The sequence below is a fragment of the Martelella mediterranea genome, assembly GCF_021021415.1.
In the GTDB taxonomy this organism is placed as follows: Bacteria; Pseudomonadota; Alphaproteobacteria; order Rhizobiales; family Rhizobiaceae; genus Martelella; species Martelella mediterranea_C.
The window spans coordinates 39,050-54,283 of sequence record NZ_JAINWJ010000027.1 but is presented as its reverse complement, the minus strand read 5'-3'; the positions used below and the strand labels follow the sequence as shown (position 1 = coordinate 54,283).

Annotated in this window: 14 protein-coding genes; 10 read left to right on the top strand and 4 right to left on the bottom strand. The window is 63.2% G+C overall.

Going from position 1 to position 15,234, the window contains the following annotated elements:
* Positions 1 to 228: 228 nt before the first annotated feature.
* The gene (locus K7H91_RS16040; RefSeq protein WP_230721270.1) at positions 229 to 1,275 is read right to left on the bottom strand and encodes an aldo/keto reductase; all 1,047 of its coding nucleotides are present in this window, start codon (positions 1,273 to 1,275) and stop codon (positions 229 to 231) included.
* Between the two features lie 223 nt (positions 1,276 to 1,498).
* On the opposite strand from K7H91_RS16040, the gene fabD reads away from it, so the two are divergent.
* From fabD to gmk, 7 genes are all read left to right on the top strand, one after another.
* Positions 1,499 to 2,443 (top strand): ACP S-malonyltransferase, encoded by a 945-nt coding sequence (gene fabD / locus K7H91_RS16035; protein ID WP_230721269.1) that lies wholly within the window; start codon positions 1,499 to 1,501, stop codon positions 2,441 to 2,443.
* A 49-nt stretch (positions 2,444 to 2,492) separates the two neighbouring features.
* On the top strand, positions 2,493 to 3,230 hold the full coding sequence (fabG, locus tag K7H91_RS16030; RefSeq protein ID WP_230721268.1) for a 3-oxoacyl-[acyl-carrier-protein] reductase: 738 nt from the start codon (positions 2,493 to 2,495) through the stop codon (positions 3,228 to 3,230).
* Between the two features lie 277 nt (positions 3,231 to 3,507).
* On the top strand, positions 3,508 to 3,744 hold the full coding sequence (locus K7H91_RS16025; RefSeq protein ID WP_018062986.1) for an acyl carrier protein: 237 nt from the start codon (positions 3,508 to 3,510) through the stop codon (positions 3,742 to 3,744).
* 235 nt (positions 3,745 to 3,979) lie between these two features.
* On the top strand, positions 3,980 to 5,242 hold the full coding sequence (fabF, locus tag K7H91_RS16020; protein ID WP_230721267.1) for a beta-ketoacyl-ACP synthase II: 1,263 nt from the start codon (positions 3,980 to 3,982) through the stop codon (positions 5,240 to 5,242).
* 219 nt (positions 5,243 to 5,461) lie between these two features.
* Positions 5,462 to 6,613 carry an endolytic transglycosylase MltG gene (gene mltG / locus K7H91_RS16015; RefSeq protein ID WP_269066296.1) on the top strand — a complete coding sequence of 384 codons (1,152 nt, stop codon included), beginning with the start codon at positions 5,462 to 5,464 and terminating at the stop codon, positions 6,611 to 6,613.
* A gap of 95 nt (positions 6,614 to 6,708) precedes the next feature.
* Positions 6,709 to 7,596: a YicC/YloC family endoribonuclease gene (locus tag K7H91_RS16010; RefSeq protein WP_230721265.1), complete on the top strand. Its 888-nt coding sequence runs from the start codon at positions 6,709 to 6,711 to the stop codon at positions 7,594 to 7,596.
* Between the two features lie 2 nt (positions 7,597 to 7,598).
* Positions 7,599 to 8,237: a guanylate kinase gene (gmk, locus tag K7H91_RS16005; RefSeq protein ID WP_230721264.1), complete on the top strand. Its 639-nt coding sequence runs from the start codon at positions 7,599 to 7,601 to the stop codon at positions 8,235 to 8,237.
* A 47-nt stretch (positions 8,238 to 8,284) separates the two neighbouring features.
* Here gmk and K7H91_RS16000 read toward each other — a convergent pair whose 3' ends face one another.
* The gene (locus tag K7H91_RS16000) at positions 8,285 to 8,890 is read right to left on the bottom strand and encodes an alpha/beta hydrolase (RefSeq protein WP_230721263.1); all 606 of its coding nucleotides are present in this window, start codon (positions 8,888 to 8,890) and stop codon (positions 8,285 to 8,287) included.
* Positions 8,891 to 9,014: 124 nt separating this feature from the next.
* Positions 9,015 to 9,947, bottom strand: a complete 933-nt coding sequence (locus tag K7H91_RS15995) for a ring-cleaving dioxygenase (RefSeq protein WP_230721262.1) — start codon at positions 9,945 to 9,947, stop codon at positions 9,015 to 9,017.
* Positions 9,948 to 10,076: 129 nt separating this feature from the next.
* On the opposite strand from K7H91_RS15995, the gene K7H91_RS15990 reads away from it, so the two are divergent.
* The 3 genes from K7H91_RS15990 (at position 10,077) to K7H91_RS15980 (ending at position 14,239) form a co-directional block, all read left to right on the top strand.
* A complete protein-coding gene (locus tag K7H91_RS15990) occupies positions 10,077 to 10,976 on the top strand; it encodes a LysR family transcriptional regulator (RefSeq protein WP_230721261.1) in 900 nt (299 codons plus the stop codon).
* Positions 10,977 to 11,066: 90 nt separating this feature from the next.
* Positions 11,067 to 11,948, top strand: a complete 882-nt coding sequence (locus tag K7H91_RS15985) for a DMT family transporter (protein ID WP_230721260.1) — start codon at positions 11,067 to 11,069, stop codon at positions 11,946 to 11,948.
* A gap of 95 nt (positions 11,949 to 12,043) precedes the next feature.
* A complete protein-coding gene (locus K7H91_RS15980) occupies positions 12,044 to 14,239 on the top strand; it encodes an esterase-like activity of phytase family protein (RefSeq protein WP_230721259.1) in 2,196 nt (731 codons plus the stop codon).
* A gap of 152 nt (positions 14,240 to 14,391) precedes the next feature.
* Here K7H91_RS15980 and fghA read toward each other — a convergent pair whose 3' ends face one another.
* Entirely contained in the window at positions 14,392 to 15,222 is an 831-nt protein-coding gene (fghA, locus tag K7H91_RS15975; protein WP_230721258.1) for an S-formylglutathione hydrolase, read from the bottom strand.
* Positions 15,223 to 15,234: the final 12 nt, after the last annotated feature.

Here is a 15,234-nt window from a genome sequence, read left to right as displayed (position 1 = left end):
GGGCGGGAGAAGTGCCGCGATCTGGGCGAAATTGCTGCGCACCGCGTCGCAGCCATCAATCTCCCCCCTTGAGGGGGAGATGTCGCGAAAGCGACAGAGAGGGGTAAAGGGCGCAAGCCCTAGAAACCGCAGTCTCCGTGCTCTCGGATAAGTTTCACCCCTCTCTGCCCCTGTCGGGGCATCTCCCCCTCAAGGGGGGAGATTGTTGGGGGGCTCTGCGGCTGGGCCTCAGATGGGCGCAGGGAAGGTCCGGTGCACCCTTGCGATATCGCCGAGAATATCGTCGGTCATGGCGACGTCTGCTGCGGCGATGTTGGTCTTGAGCTGCTCCATTGTGGTCGCGCCGATGATGGCGGCGGTCACGAAGGGGCGGGACAGCACGAAGCCGAGCGCCATCTGCGCCGGGTCCAGCCCGTGGGTTTCGGCAAGCTTGCAATAGGCGTCGACCGCCGGTTCCTGGTGCTCCTGCAGTCGCCCGCCGAGATCGGCGGACGAGACCGCCGCGCGCGAGCCTTCCGGCAGCTTGCCATTGCGGTATTTGCCGGTCAGAAGCCCGGCGGCGAGCGGCGAGAACGCCAGAAGGCCGACATCCTCGTGATAGGCAAGCTCGGCCATGTCGAGGTCGTGGTGGCGGTAGAGCAGATTGTACTCGTTCTGAACGGTCGCGATCCGCGCCCGGTCCTTGGCCTCGGCGCGTTCCAGATATTTCATCGCGCCCCAGCAGGTCTCGTTGGAAAGGCCGATGGCGCGGATCTTGCCGGCTTTCACCAGATCGTCCAGCGTGTCGAGCGTCTCGGCGATATCGATGCGCGCCTGGAACCGGTCCTGCCCGAAGGGGGAGTAGGACCAGGAATTGCGGAAATGGAAATGGTTCCGGTTCGGCCAGTGCACCTGGTAGAGGTCGATGTAATCGGTCTTCAGCCGCTTCAGGCTGTCATCGAGCGCCGTGCGGATGCCCTCCGGCGTCAGCGGGCCGCCATTGCGCACCCATGGGCGGCCGGGGCCCGCCACCTTGCTGGCGAGCACGATATCGTCGCGCTTCTTGCGCGCGCTCAGCCATTCGCCGATGAATTCCTCGGTGCGGCCGTAGGTTTCCGGGCCGATTGGGGTCACCGGATACATCTCGGCGGTGTCGAAGAAGTTGACGCCGTTTTCCACGGCATAGTCCATCTGGGCGGAAGCTTCCTCCAGCGTGTTCTGCGTGCCCCATGTCATGGTGCCGAGACAGATTTGCGAAACCCTGATGCCGGTGCGGCCCAAACTTTTGATTTTCATAAGTTTACCTTGAAAAACGGCTGGTGTGATCGGTGAGGCGACTTTAGCCGGAACCGCCCCGGGCGCAAGCGCATGCAGGTTTTTTTCGGTACCGACTTGTCGCGGCGCGTCGTGGCGCGCCCTTGACTTGGGCGAACGAAACGTCAATTGGAGAACGAAAACCGACGCGATCCGGTAGTATAAGGAACGCGCGGGAGGTTTCACGGCAAAGAGGCTGATTGAAATGAGCGTTGCATTCACCTTTCCCGGTCAGGGAAGCCAGACCGTCGGCATGGGCAAGGCGCTGGCGGATGAGTTTACCGCCGCCCGGCTGGTGTTCGAGGAAGTCGACGATGCGCTCGACGAAAAGCTCTCCGCCACGATCTGGGAAGGGCCTGAGGATCAGTTGCAGCTCACCGCCAACGCCCAGCCGGCGCTGATGGCGGTCTCGCTTGCAACCGTCAGGGTGCTGGAGGCCGAAGGCCTCGATCTGGCAAAAGACATATCCTATGTCGCCGGTCACTCGCTCGGCGAATATTCGGCGCTGTGCGCTGCAGGCACCTTCTCGCTGGCCGATACCGCCCGGCTGTTGCGCATCCGCGGCAATGCCATGCAGCGCGCGGTCCCCGTCGGCAAGGGCGCGATGGCAGCGATCATCGGGCTTGAGTTCGAGGATGTTGAAGCGGTGTGCGAAGACGCCTCGGCGACCGGCGTCTGCCAGATCGCAAACGATAATGGCGGTGGCCAGGTGGTGATCTCCGGCAGCAAGGACGCTGTCGAAAAGGCGGTCGGGATCGCGACGGAGAAGGGCGCCAAGCGCGCGCTGCTGCTGCCGGTCTCCGCACCCTTCCATTGCGCGCTGATGGCGCCGGCCGCCGATGCGATGGAGGAGGCGCTTGCCGAAGTCCGTCGCGGCGAACCGGTCGTGCCCGTTATCGCCAATGTCCGCGCCGCCCCCGTTTCCGATCCCGATGAGATCACGAAGCTGCTGGTGGAGCAGGTCACGGGCCGGGTGCGCTGGCGCGAGACGGTAAGCTGGTTTGCGGCAAATGAAATCGAAACGCTCTATGAAGTCGGCGCCGGCAAGGTGCTGACCGGTCTTGCGCGGCGCATCGAGCGTTCGCTCTCCGGCGTCGCGATCAACGCGCCGGGCGATATCGACGCGGCGCTGAAGGCGATCAAGGGCTGAAACCGAAACGGCCCGCGATTGGCGGGCAAACATCTGACGAGGTTATGACATGTTGGATCTGACTGGCCGAAAGGCGCTCGTTACCGGCGCCAGCGGCGGCATCGGCGAGGCGATCGCCCGCATGCTTCACGCCCAGGGCGCGACCGTGGCACTCCACGGTACCCGCGCGGAAAAGCTCGAGGCGCTCGCCGGCGAGCTGGGCGAGCGCACCCATGTGTTCCCCGCCAATCTTTCCGATCGCGATGCCGTCAAGGCGCTTGGCGAAAAGGCCGAGGCGGATCTCGGCGGCATCGACATCCTGGTCAACAATGCCGGCATCACCAAGGACGGCCTGTTCGTGCGCATGAGCGACGCGGACTGGGAAAGCGTGCTGGAGGTCAACCTCACCGCCGCCTTCGTGCTGACCCGCACCATCATGCATCCGATGATGCGCCGCCGTTTCGGCCGGGTCATCAACATCACCTCGATCGTCGGCGTCACCGGCAATCCGGGGCAGGCGAACTATTGCGCCGCCAAGGCCGGCATGATCGGCTTTTCGAAATCGCTGGCGCAGGAGGTCGCGCCGCGCAACGTCACGGTCAATTGCGTCGCCCCCGGCTTCATCGAAACCGCAATGACCGACAAGCTGAACGACAAGCAGAAAGAAGCGATCCTTGGCGCGGTGCCGATGAAGCGGATGGGCAGCGGGGATGACATCGCCGCCGCCGTCACCTATCTTGCCTCCAACGAGGCCGGCTATGTCACGGGCCAGACCTTGCATATCAATGGCGGCATGGCCATGATCTGACATCGCGGTCCGCTCCACGCGGGTCGTCGAAAATGCTGGAGAGACCGGCAACGCGGTGTTTTTTGGGCTTTGCGCTCAGAACAAAGCATGGTAAGCGGGCCGGGACTGCCAAGAACAGTCCAATGAACGAAGCCCGGTCCATCGGCCGGGATTTCGGTTTAAGTGGGCTTTGGTTCACATATCTGCCGCGGCGTGTTTCCTTTTGGAGGGCCGGCGGCTTTCACATAGCGGATGTCAAGGCATCCGGTAGAACTTGAGACAGGTCGAGGAAACCGACATGAGCGATATCGCAGAACGCGTTAAGAAAATTGTAGTTGACCACCTGGGCGTGGATGCCGACAAGGTTGTCGAAAGCGCAAGCTTCATCGACGATCTCGGCGCCGACTCGCTCGATACCGTCGAGCTGGTCATGGCCTTCGAAGAAGAGTTCGGTGTGGAAATCCCCGACGATGCCGCTGATTCGATCCTCACGGTCGGCGATGCCATCAAGTTCATCGAAAAGGCTCAGGCCTGATCGACTGAAAATTCAGGGCGGCGTTCGGGTCATACCTGCAACCCGCCTCGAACGGCCCGGTAATACGGGCCATTTTTTTGTCCGGCGTTCCGGGACGGGAACGCATCAAGGACGGTTTTGCGCTTGTGACGAGAGCGTTTATAGTCGGGCGAATGTCGATTCCACTCGGCATTGGCCGGCATGAAACACTGGTCATGATGGCAAGAAACTTGAGAAAAATGGGGGCGATCCACCAATGAGGCGTGTCGTAATCACCGGTCTGGGCATGGTAACGCCGCTGGGCTCAGGAACCGAGACAACCTGGTCGCGTCTGCTTGACGGCGTCAGCGGAGCAGGGAAGGTCACCGCGTTCGAGACCGAAGACCTTGCAGCCCGGATTGCATGCATGATCCCGGTCGGCGACGGCAGCGATGGCACCTTCAACGCCGATCAGTGGCTGGAGCCGAAGGAGCAGCGCAAGGTCGATCCGTTCATCACCTACGCGATCGCTGCCGCTGACATGGCGCTTGACGATGCCGGCTGGCATCCCGAAAGCGATGACGACCAGATCTCGACCGGCGTGCTGATCGGCTCCGGCATCGGCGGGCTCGAAGGCATCGTCGAAGCCGGCTACACGCTGCGCGATCGCGGCCCCCGCCGCGTTTCCCCGTTCTTCATTCCCGGCCGTCTGATCAATCTCGCTTCCGGCCAGGTATCGATCCGCCACAAGCTGCGCGGCCCCAACCACTCCGTGGTCACGGCGTGCTCCACGGGCGCGCATGCGATCGGCGACGCCAGCCGGATCATCGGTTACGGCGATGCCGATGTGATGGTCGCCGGCGGCACGGAATCGCCGATCTGCCGCATCGCGCTTGCCGGCTTTGCCGCCTGCAAGGCGCTCTCCACCAATTTCAACGATGATCCCCAGCGCGCTTCGCGCCCCTATGATGTCGACCGCGACGGGTTCGTGATGGGCGAGGGCTCCGGTATCGTGGTGCTCGAGGAGCTGGAACACGCCAAGGCGCGCGGCGCCAAGATCTATGCCGAGGTGGTCGGCTACGGCATGAGCGGCGATGCCTTCCACATCACCGCGCCGAGCGAGGACGGTGAGGGTGCGTTCCGTTGCATGACCTCAGCGCTGAAGCGCGCCGGCGTCGCGCCGTCCGAGGTCGACTACATCAATGCCCATGGCACGTCGACCATGGCCGACACGATCGAGCTTGGCGCCGTCGAGCGGCTGCTGGGCGATGCCGCCGGCAAGGTCTCAATGTCCTCCACCAAGTCCGCAACCGGCCATCTTCTGGGCGCGGCGGGCGCGATCGAGGCGATCTTTTCGACGCTGGCGATCCGAGACAACATAGCGCCGCCGACGCTCAACCTCGATAATCCCGAGCGCGAGACGGCGATCGATCTGGTGCCGAAGGCGGCCCGCAAGCGCAATATCGATGTCGCGCTGTCGAATTCCTTCGGTTTCGGCGGCACCAATGCCTCGCTGGTGCTACGACGCTACGCGGATTGAGCCGACCGCCATTGTGGACATGGAAAAGAAACGGCTGACATTTTGCAGCCGTTTTTTTATTGAAGAGCAGGCTTTGGCAGCCGTTAACGACGAATCGGCGGCTCAACCGGTTAAGCTTCGACTGGCCGTTTTCATCCGGTTCGCCGGCAATGTCGGACATTGATAACAACACCGGCAATTCATTTGGGTCAGGCGGCTTTTTAAAAGTCGTCGAGGAACATGCGAAAAGGGGGTCCGGTGAGCGGCTCGGATCAGGACAGTGAGCGCGGTTCGGCGCCGGAACGCAGGCCGGCGGCGGTGAAATCGGCCAAACAGGCGCTGAGGCCGGAGCGTGTACCCCAACCAAGCGCGCGTTCGAAGAAGGCCAAGAGCCCGGTCGTCATCCTGCTTAATTTCATGATGACGCTGCTGGTGCTGTGCTGCCTCGGCGCAATCGCGATCTATTACTACGCCATGTCGAGCTATCGCGATCCCGGTCCGCTGGCCGCCGACACGGAATTCACGGTGAAAAGCGGCGCGGGGCTGGCGATGATCGCGCGTGACCTGGAGCGCGAGGGCATCATCTCCGATTCCCGGATTTTCCGCTATGTGACGGCGGCGCGCATGCGCGATGGTGAGACCCTGAAGGCCGGCGATTACGAGATCGAGGCGGGCGCTTCGATGCAGGAGATCGCCGATCTGTTCGAATCCGGCAAGTCGATCCTGTTCAGCATTTCGTTTCCCGAGGGGCTGACGGTGCGCGAGGTCTTCGACAAGCTGGCCGCCGACCCGAACCTGTCCGGCGACCTGCCGGAGGAATTGCCGCCGGAAGGCAGCCTGATGCCGCAGACCTTCTCCTTTGCGCGCGGAACGCCGCGCACCGAGATCGTCGAAAAGATGCGGGCGGGCCAGGAGGCGCTGGTCGATGAAATCTGGCTGCAGCGCGCCAGGGACCTGCCGATCGAGAACAAGGAGGAATTCCTCACCCTGGCCTCGATCGTGGAAAAGGAAACCGGCGTGGCGGAAGAGCGGCCGCTGGTGGCGGCGGTGTTTCTCAACCGTCTCAAGCGCGGCATGCGCCTTCAGTCCGATCCGACCGTGATCTACGGCATCTTCGGCGGCGAGGGAAAACCCTCCGACCGCCCGATCTACCGCTCTGATCTCGACAAGGAAACGCCTTACAACACCTACCGCATCAACGGTCTGCCGCCGGGGCCGATCGCCAATCCCGGACGCGATGCGCTGGAGGCCGTCGCCAACCCCGCCGAGACCGATGCGCTCTATTTCGTTGCCGATGGCAGCGGCGGCCACGCCTTTGCCGAGACGCTGGATGAGCACAACGCCAACGTGCGTGCATGGCGCAAGGTGGAGGCCGAGCGTTCCGCCAACTGATCCTCGGTATAAAACCGTGCGTTTGCCTGTCTATTGCGTTCCGACGTTGTGTCAAATCCTGTAGTGTGCCGCCAAGCGAGCGTTAGCGAGGGACCATGACACAGCAATCGATGACAGGTTTTGCCCGCAGTCAGGGGCAGTTTGATCGCTATCGCTGGACCTGGGAGCTGCGTTCCGTCAACGGCAAGGGCCTAGATCTGCGTCTTCGACTGCCGCAGGGTTTTGACCATCTGGAAAGCGCTGTCAGAAAGCTTGCCGCCGCAAGGCTGACGCGCGGCAATGTGCAGGTTGCGCTCAACCTCAGCGTTGCCGACAGCAAGCTCGAACTGGCCGTCAATGACAGCGCGCTCGAGGCGGTACTCAATCTCAAGACCCGACTTGCTTCCAGGCTGGATGATTCGCGCCTGTCGCTTGAAGGATTGCTGGCGATTCGCGGCATCGCCGAGCTGCGCGAGGCGGAGGAGCGCGGCGAGACCCTTCAAAAGCGCGAAGCCCTGATCCTGCGCGATCTTGAACTCGCGATCGATCGGCTCGCGGCCATGCGGACGGAGGAGGGCGAGAAGATCGTCGCCGTGCTGCAAGGGCAGGTCGACGCGATCGAGGCGCTGACGGACGATATCGAGGCAGACCCTTCGCGCCAGCCCGCGGTGATTGCGGCGAAGCTCTCCGAACAGGTGCAGCGGCTTCTTGAAGCCGCCCCCTCGCTCGAAAGCGACCGGCTCTATGCCGAGGCGGTGCTGCTGGCCACCAAAGCCGATATTCGCGAGGAAATCGACCGGCTGCGCGCCCATGTGACGGCCGCCCGCGCGCTGCTGGCCGAGCCCGGGCCGTGCGGGCGACGGCTCGACTTTCTCGCGCAGGAATTCAACCGCGAAACCAATACGATCTGTTCCAAATCCAATTCGGTGGGGGTGACGGCTGCCGGGCTTGAATTGAAAACGGTGATCGATCAATTTCGCGAGCAATTGCAGAATCTGGAGTGAGCATGGACGTGAGCGAAACGGTGAGACGGCGGGGCGTGATGCTGGTGCTGGCGGCGCCTTCGGGCGCTGGCAAATCGACGATCGCGCGGCGGCTTCTGGCCGAGGACCCGATGATCGATCTGTCGATCAGCGCCACCACGCGGCAGATCCGCCCGAGCGAGCGCGAGGGCGTGCATTATTTCTTCATGGACCCGGAAGGCTTCATGAAGAAGCGCGACGAGGGCGCGTTTCTGGAGTGGGCGGAAGTGCACGGCAATTACTATGCCACGCCGAAGGCCGCCGTCGAGCAATCGCTTGCCGCCGGCCGCGACGTGCTGTTCGATATCGACGTGCAGGGCGCCGAGCAGTTGAAACAGGCCATGCCCGGCGATGTCGTCGGCATCTTCGTGCTGCCGCCCTCGATGGAGGCGCTGAGGGCCCGGCTGCTGGCGCGCGCGGAAGACAGCAAGGCCGCCATGGAAGTGCGCCTCAAGAACGCCACCGGTGAAATCTCGCACTGGCGGGACTACGAATATGTCGTCATCAACGACGACCTCGACGATGCCTACGACCTCGTCCGCTCAATCCTGCGCGCCGAACGCGCTAAACGCGAGCGCGAAACGGCAATCCCGCGTCACGTCGAAAGCCTGCTGGGCCAATAGGGCCTGCCGCATCCGGCGCGTTGCCGGATGCGGCCTGATCGCCTTCGTCAGGCCTTGAGGAAGGTGGCGACGGCGTCAATCTCCTCCGGGCGGATTTCGTGGCCGCCGGGATGGAAGAGTGAGCGAAGCCCCGCTTTCTGCGCTTCGAAATAGCCGATCAGGGCCCGGGTCAGCGATGGCGGGCAGATCGGGTCGCGCTCGCCCGCCGTCACCAGGATTTGCTTGCCGGCGAGGCCGGCATTGTCCCTGGGTGTCCAGGGGATCAGCGGGTGGAGCAGCACGGCGCGGTCAAAGAGCTCCGGTCTTTCGAGAAGCACCGAGGCGAGAATGTTCGCGCCGTTGGAATAGCCGATGCCATAGACGGGGCGACCGGGATTGGCCGCCCTGTGCATCTCTATGAAGCGGGTCATCTTCTCCGTGCGGCGGGCGAGATCGTCCATGTCGTAGACGCCTTCGCCGGTGCGGCGGAAAAAGCGCAGGGCGCCATGCTCGGATACATCGCCACGCGGCGAGACAATCGCCGCCTCCGGCAGAAGCTGGTCCACCAGGGGCACGAACTGATGCTCGTTGCCGCCCGTGCCGTGGAAGCTGAAAACCAGCGGTTCGCCAGCCGCGCCGGCGCGAGTGAATGCCTGATATGTATCATTGGTCATGATCTTCGTGCTCCAACCGGCCGCGCATCCGCGATCGACCGGCGTCAGGTGGCCCAGCCGAACCGGACCGGACCTTGATATGTGTGAGATCCCTGCTCAGCCGAACGGTTGGGCAGGGCCGATGCTAGTCCCTGAGCGGCGTCAGGATCTGCTCGATCTGCGCACGATGCTGCTCATATTGCGGCGGCAGTTTCAGCGCCTCGCCGAGATGGGCGGTGTCCTCGTCGGCGTCAAAGCCCGGTTCGTTGGTGGCGATTTCGAACAGCACGCCGCCGGGCGTGCGGAAATAGATCGCCCAGAAATAGTTCCGGTCGATCACCGGGGTCACCTGATAGCCGGTATCCATCAGCGCCTTGCGGACTTCGAACTGGGCGGCGCGATCTTCCACCGCGAACGCGATGTGATGGACCGAGCCGGCGCCCTGACGGGCGGCGTTGGCCGAGGGCAGGGTCTGGATGTCGATGACATCGGCGCCATTGCCGTGGCCGATCGCAAAACGGGTCCAGTCGTCCTTGCTGTCGACCTTTTCATAGCCCATGAAGCCGAGCAGTTCCGCCGTCGCGCCGCTGTCAGCGAGCCGCAGGCTTGCGCCATGGAAGCCCCGGATTGCTTCGGCTTCGGCGATATCGCCCTTGAGCCAGCCGGCGCGGTGATCATTGTCCACCTCGACCAGCGCGAAGGCATCCCGGTCCGGCCCCGCGAAATGCAGCCGCTTTTCGCCGAAGACTTCGCTTTCCGTGATGTTTCCGACCCCAAGCTTGCCGAGACGCTCCTTCCAGAAGCCGAGCGAACCGCGCGGGACCGCAAACAGCGTTTCGCCGACCTCGCCCGTTCCGGGTTTTCCCGCCGCTATGTGCGGGAAGGGGAAGTAGGTCATCACCGAGCCGGGCGTGCCGATCTCGTCGCCGTAATAGAGGTGATAGACATCGGGCGCGTCGAAGTTCACCGTCTTCTTGACGCGCCTTAGCCCGAGCGCGCCGGTGAAGAAGTCGTTATTGGCCTGGGCATCCGCCGCCATCGAGGTGATGTGATGCAGGCCCTTGATCTGCTGTAACATCAAACTGTTCCTTGCTGTGCGGGCGCATCTGCCGCGCCGCGCTTCTGGCCATAAGATGGCAATTATGGGTCTACGCGTGTAGTGCAATAAAATTGACATTATTATTGCGAAAAACGTAATAATCTTCCGATGAAGGACATGAACGACATTCGGGTTTTCCTGAGCGTCGCCGAACTGGGTAGTTTCGCCGCGGCGGCGCGCACGCTTGCGATGACCGCGCCGAGCGTGACGCGGGCGGTCGGCGCGCTGGAGGATCGGCTCGGTGTGCAGCTCTTCGTGCGCACCACGCGCCAGGTGTCGCTCACCGCGGCGGGCGCGATCTATGCGGCGCGGATGCGGCCGCTGCTGAAGGCCTTCGACGATGCCAGCGAGGAGGTGCGCGAGCGTGAAAGCGCCGTCAGCGGCCATATCCGACTGAACGCGCCGCTGTCGCTTGGCCAGCAGATATTGCCGGACGTGCTTTCAGGCTTCCGCTCGGAGCATCCGGCGATCAGCCTTTCGGTGACGCTGGAGGACAGCTTCGTCGATATCGTCGGCGCGCCGTTCGATCTGGCGATCCGCATTTCCGGCCCGCCGGACGACAAGTCGACGATCTGGCGCAAGTTGTGCCCGGTCCGTCGGGTGCTGGTGGCCTCGCCCGGCTTTCTCGCCGCAAACGGAACGCCGCAAACGCCCGACGATCTCGCCGCCGCCGCCTGCCTCGCCTTCGACGCCGAGGCGACGGGTGAAACCTGGGAGCTGACGAGCGCCGGGAAAAAGCGGCGGGTGAGGGCGGGAACGAATCTCGCCGGCAACAACGGCGAATTGCTGGCGCGGCTTGCCGAGAATGGCGAGGGCGTGGCGCTGCTGCCGCATTTCATTGTTGAGGAAGCGCTGGGAGAGGGACGGCTGAAGCAGGTGCTTTCCGACTGGTCACCGCCGGAACTCTGGTTGACGCTTTACTATCCGCCCTATGAGAGGCTGCCGATCCGGGTTGCTCGGTTTTCGGATTTCTTCGAGGCCTATGTCACCCGCGTCCGGCCGCTGTGACGCGCGGCGCGCAAACGCGCTTGCCCGAAAGGCGCAACTTCTTTACCTCTGGCATCGTTTCACGCTCGTGCTGAAAGGTCTGTCGTACATATGGCTAAGGCAATCTATCGCTCTCCGGCGCTGACCGGGGCCTTCTGGATGGTGATGGCCGGCGTGGTTTACGCGGCCGGTAATGTGGCGCTTCAGCAGGTGACGATGAATATGGGGTTCGCCGCCTCGTCGGTCGCCTTCTGGCAATATGGCATCGCGCTGGTCTTTGCCGTGCCCTATCTCTGGCGCACCGGCCTTTCGGTGATGCGCACAAACCATCCCTGGCAGCATGTTTTCCGGGTCGCGCTTTCCGCGCTCGGGGTACAGGCGTGGGCCATCGGCCTTGCCTCGGTTCCGATCAGCCAGGCGATCGCGCTGGTCATGACCTCGCCCTTCTTCATCATCGTCGGGGCGAAACTGTTCCTGGGCGAGACGGTCGGCCCCTCGCGCTGGATCGCGACGGCGGTCGGTTTCACCGGCGCGCTGCTGATCCTTCAGCCATGGTCGGAAAGCTTTACCTGGGCGGCGCTTCTGCCGGTTGCCTCCGCGCTTCTGTGGGGCGGAACCTCGCTGATCACCAAGCGGCTGACGGCCCATGAACGCCCCGAATCGATCACCGTCTGGCTCCTGATGCTGCTGACCCCGATCAACGCGCTGGTCGCCATCGGCGGCGGCTTTGCCGTGCCGACCGGCGATATCATCTGGATCATGCTGGCGCTCGGCCTGCTGACGGCGCTGGCGCAGTATTTTCTGACGCTTGCCTATTCGAGCGCGGACGCGGCCTATGTCCAGCCCTTTGACGACCTGAAACTGCCGCTCAACGTGCTCGGCGGCTGGCTGGTGTTCGGCTATGCGCCGGACACGCTGTTCTGGATTGGCGGCGTGATGATCCTCTGCGCCTCGCTTTCGATCATGCTGATCGAGCGCCGGCGGGAAAAGTAGGCGGGGTTGTCATCGTCGTGTCATCACGGCGTAATCCTGCTGTCACACCGCGCGCGCAGAACCCTCCGGACATCATCACCTTGGAGGGTATATTCATGCGATTCCGTCTCACCGGCGCGGCCTTGAGCGCTGCGCTTCTGGCTTCCGCCGCTTTCCCCGCCGCCGCCGATCCCGTCTTCAACCGCATCGCGGTTTTCTCCGTTGCCGAAAACCTGCCCGCCGACATGGACCCCGCGACCGAGACCTCGGCCGAGATCATCGCGGCCAGCGAAGACGGCAACACGCTGATTTATTCCGACAGCCCGCTCGGCGCGCTCGGCTTCTTCGACATCACCGACATGAAGGTCCCGGCCGCGCTCGGCATCACCACGCTTGAAGGTGAGCCGACTTCGGTTGCCGTTTCCGGCGCAAAGGCGCTGGTCGGCGTCAATACGTCGGAAAGCTATACCGATCCGTCCGGCTTCCTCGGCGTTGTCGATATCGCCTCGCGCACGCTGGAAAGCCAGTGCGATCTCGGCGGCCAGCCTGATTCCGTCGCCGTGTCTCCGGACGGCTCGATCGTTGCCATCGCGATCGAAAACGAGCGCGACGAAGAGTTGAACGACGGCGAAATCCCGCAGATGCCGGCCGGCGATCTGGTGATCATTTCGCTCAATGACGGTGTTGCCGATTGCGCCACGATCAAGCACGTTGCGCTCGCCGGTTTCTCCGAAATGGTCGCGCCCACCGATCCCGAACCGGAATTCGTCGACATCAACGACGACAATGAAATCGTCGTGACGCTGCAGGAAAACAACGGCATCGCGATCATCGACGGCAATACCGGCGAGGTGAAGAACCACTTCTCCGCAGGCTCCGTCGATATCAGCGGCGTCGACATCGAAAAGGACGGCAAGCTCGACTTCACCGGTTCGCTGTCCGGCATCGCGCGCGAGCCCGACACCGTTAAATGGCTCGACAATGACCGCTTCGCCATCGCCAATGAGGGCGACTACAAGGGCGGCTCGCGCGGCTTCTCGATCTTCTCCGATGCCGGCGAACTGCTCTATGATTCCGGCAGCTCGTTCGAGCGCGCCGTCGCCTCGATCGGCCATTTCCCGGACAAGCGCGCCGACAAGAAGGGCGTCGAGCCCGAGGGCATGATCAAGGGCACCTTCGGCGACACCAACTATCTGTTCGTGCTCTCCGAGCGCGCCTCCGTCGTCGGCGTCTATGATGACAGCGCCGCCGACGCGCCCGAGCTGGTTCAGCTCCTGCCGTCCGGTCTGTCGCCGGAAAGCGGCGTTGCCATTCCCGCCCGCAACCTGCTGGTCACCGCCAACGAGACCGATCTCGGCCCCGATGGCGGCGTGCGCGCCCATGTGATGCTTTATGCCTACGAAGACGCCGAGCCGAACTATCCGCAGATACTCTCCGATGTCTCGCGCGATGAGCTGATCGGCTTCGGTGCGCTTTCGGGCCTCGCCGCCGATCCGGGCGATGCTTCGAAGCTCTATGCCGTCAATGACAGCTTCTATTCCGCCCAGCCGTCAATTTTCATCATCGACGCCTCGCAGAAGCCGGCGATGATCACCGATGTCATCCGCGTCACCCGCGATGGCGCCCCGGCCGAAAAGCTCGACCTCGAAGGCGTTGCGACCGACGGCAATGGCGGCTTCTGGCTCGCCTCGGAAGGCAATCCCGACAAGGAAGTGCCGCATGCGGTCTATCATGTCGACGGCACCGGCGCGATCACCGAGACGATCGACCTCCCGGAGGCTCTGCTCGCCAACCAGACCCGCTTCGGCATGGAAGGCATCACCACGGTCGGCGAGGGCGATGACCTGACGCTGTGGATGGCGGTGCAGCGCGAATGGGCAGACGACGAGAAGGGCTTCGTCAAGCTGCTCGCCTACAAGCCCGCCACCAAGGAATGGGGCGCGGTCGCCTATCCGCTGGAAACGCCGGAAAAGGGCTGGATCGGTCTTTCCGAGATCACGGCGAACGGCGACAGCGTCTACATCGTCGAGCGCGACAACCAGATCGGCGAGGCCGCCAAGCTGAAGAAGCTCTACAAGGTCGCCCTTTCCGACATGCAGCCGGCGCCGATCGGCTCCGATCTGCCGGTTGTAGAGAAGCAGGAAGCCGCCGATCTGATGCCGCTGATGAAGTCGGCCTCCAACGGCTTCGTCGTCGACAAGATCGAAGGCTTCACCATCGCCGCCGACGGCACGGCCTATGCGGTCACCGACAATGACGGCGTCGACGATTCCTCCGGCGAGACGCTGTTCTTCACGGTTTCGCTGAACTGATCGTTACTGTATTCGAAAACAAGGAGGCCGGGCGTCAATGCCCGGCCTCTTTGCGTTGTTCAACGATCGCATGCGAAGACGTCACATTCCCCTGACGCTCGCGAAGCTTTCCGGACGAGCCGACAATGGTCGGTTTGCAGCCGGCAGGTCTCTTACACCCGTTCGGCGTGCCAGCGCAGGTGATCGTCCATGAAGGTCGAGATGAAGTAGTAGGAGTGGTCGTAGCGCTCGTGCATGCGCAGCGTGAGTTCGATATCGGTGCCCTTGACGGCCTCCTCGAACAGCCACGGCTTCAGCCCGTCCTCCAGGAAATTGTCGGCCTTGCCCTGGTCGATCAGGAAGGCGGGAAAGCGCGCGCCATCCTCCACCAGCGCGCAGGCATCGTGCTTGCGCCAGATAGACTGGTCGGAGCCCAGATATTTCGTGAACGCGCCCTGCGCCCAAGCCGATGTCGAGGGCGAGACGATCGGCGCGAAGGCCGAGCAGCTCTTGTAGCGGCCGGGATTTTTCAACGCCAGCGTCATCGCGCCGTGGCCGCCCATGGAATGGCCGAAAATGCCCTGGCGATCCATGTCGACGCGGAAGCTCTTGGCGATCAGCGCCGGCAACTCCTCCGTGATGTAGCTTTCCATCCTGTAGTTCCGCGACCACGGCTCCTCGGTGGCATCGACATAGAAGCCTGCCCCCTTGCCGATCTGCCAGTCGGTGAGCGCATCGGGAACGTCAGTGCCGCGCGGGCTGGTATCCGGGCAGACGATGATCAGGCCGAGCTCGGCGGCCATGCGCCGGTACTCGCCCTTTTCCATGACATTGGCATGGGTGCAGGTAAGGCCGGAGAGATACCAAAGCACAGGGCAGGGTCGCTCGGTCGCCTGGGGCGGAAGGAAGACGGCGAAGGTCATCTCGCATCCGCAGGCTTCCGATTCGTACGAGAAAACGCCCTGCATGCCGCCGAAGGCAGTGTTTTCGGAAATAATGTTCATCGTGATTTCCTT

Bases quoted from the DNA above. Each gene is read 5' to 3' on its own strand.
- fabG (WP_230721268.1), top strand. From the start codon at position 2,493: ATGTTGGATCTGACTGGCCGAAAGGCGCTCGTTACCGGCGCCAGCGGC.
- K7H91_RS16010 (WP_230721265.1), top strand. From the start codon at position 6,709: ATGACACAGCAATCGATGACAGGTTTTGCCCGCAGTCAGGGGCAGTTT.
- fghA (WP_230721258.1), bottom strand. From the start codon at position 15,222: ATGAACATTATTTCCGAAAACACTGCCTTCGGCGGCATGCAGGGCGTT.
- K7H91_RS16000 (WP_230721263.1), bottom strand. From the start codon at position 8,890: ATGACCAATGATACATATCAGGCATTCACTCGCGCCGGCGCGGCTGGC.
- fabD (WP_230721269.1), top strand. From the start codon at position 1,499: ATGAGCGTTGCATTCACCTTTCCCGGTCAGGGAAGCCAGACCGTCGGC.
- mltG (WP_269066296.1), top strand. From the start codon at position 5,462: ATGCGAAAAGGGGGTCCGGTGAGCGGCTCGGATCAGGACAGTGAGCGC.
- K7H91_RS16025 (WP_018062986.1), top strand. From the start codon at position 3,508: ATGAGCGATATCGCAGAACGCGTTAAGAAAATTGTAGTTGACCACCTG.
- K7H91_RS15985 (WP_230721260.1), top strand. From the start codon at position 11,067: ATGGCTAAGGCAATCTATCGCTCTCCGGCGCTGACCGGGGCCTTCTGG.
- K7H91_RS15990 (WP_230721261.1), top strand. From the start codon at position 10,077: ATGAAGGACATGAACGACATTCGGGTTTTCCTGAGCGTCGCCGAACTG.
- gmk (WP_230721264.1), top strand. From the start codon at position 7,599: ATGGACGTGAGCGAAACGGTGAGACGGCGGGGCGTGATGCTGGTGCTG.
- K7H91_RS16040 (WP_230721270.1), bottom strand. From the start codon at position 1,275: ATGAAAATCAAAAGTTTGGGCCGCACCGGCATCAGGGTTTCGCAAATC.
- fabF (WP_230721267.1), top strand. From the start codon at position 3,980: ATGAGGCGTGTCGTAATCACCGGTCTGGGCATGGTAACGCCGCTGGGC.
- K7H91_RS15980 (WP_230721259.1), top strand. From the start codon at position 12,044: ATGCGATTCCGTCTCACCGGCGCGGCCTTGAGCGCTGCGCTTCTGGCT.
- K7H91_RS15995 (WP_230721262.1), bottom strand. From the start codon at position 9,947: ATGTTACAGCAGATCAAGGGCCTGCATCACATCACCTCGATGGCGGCG.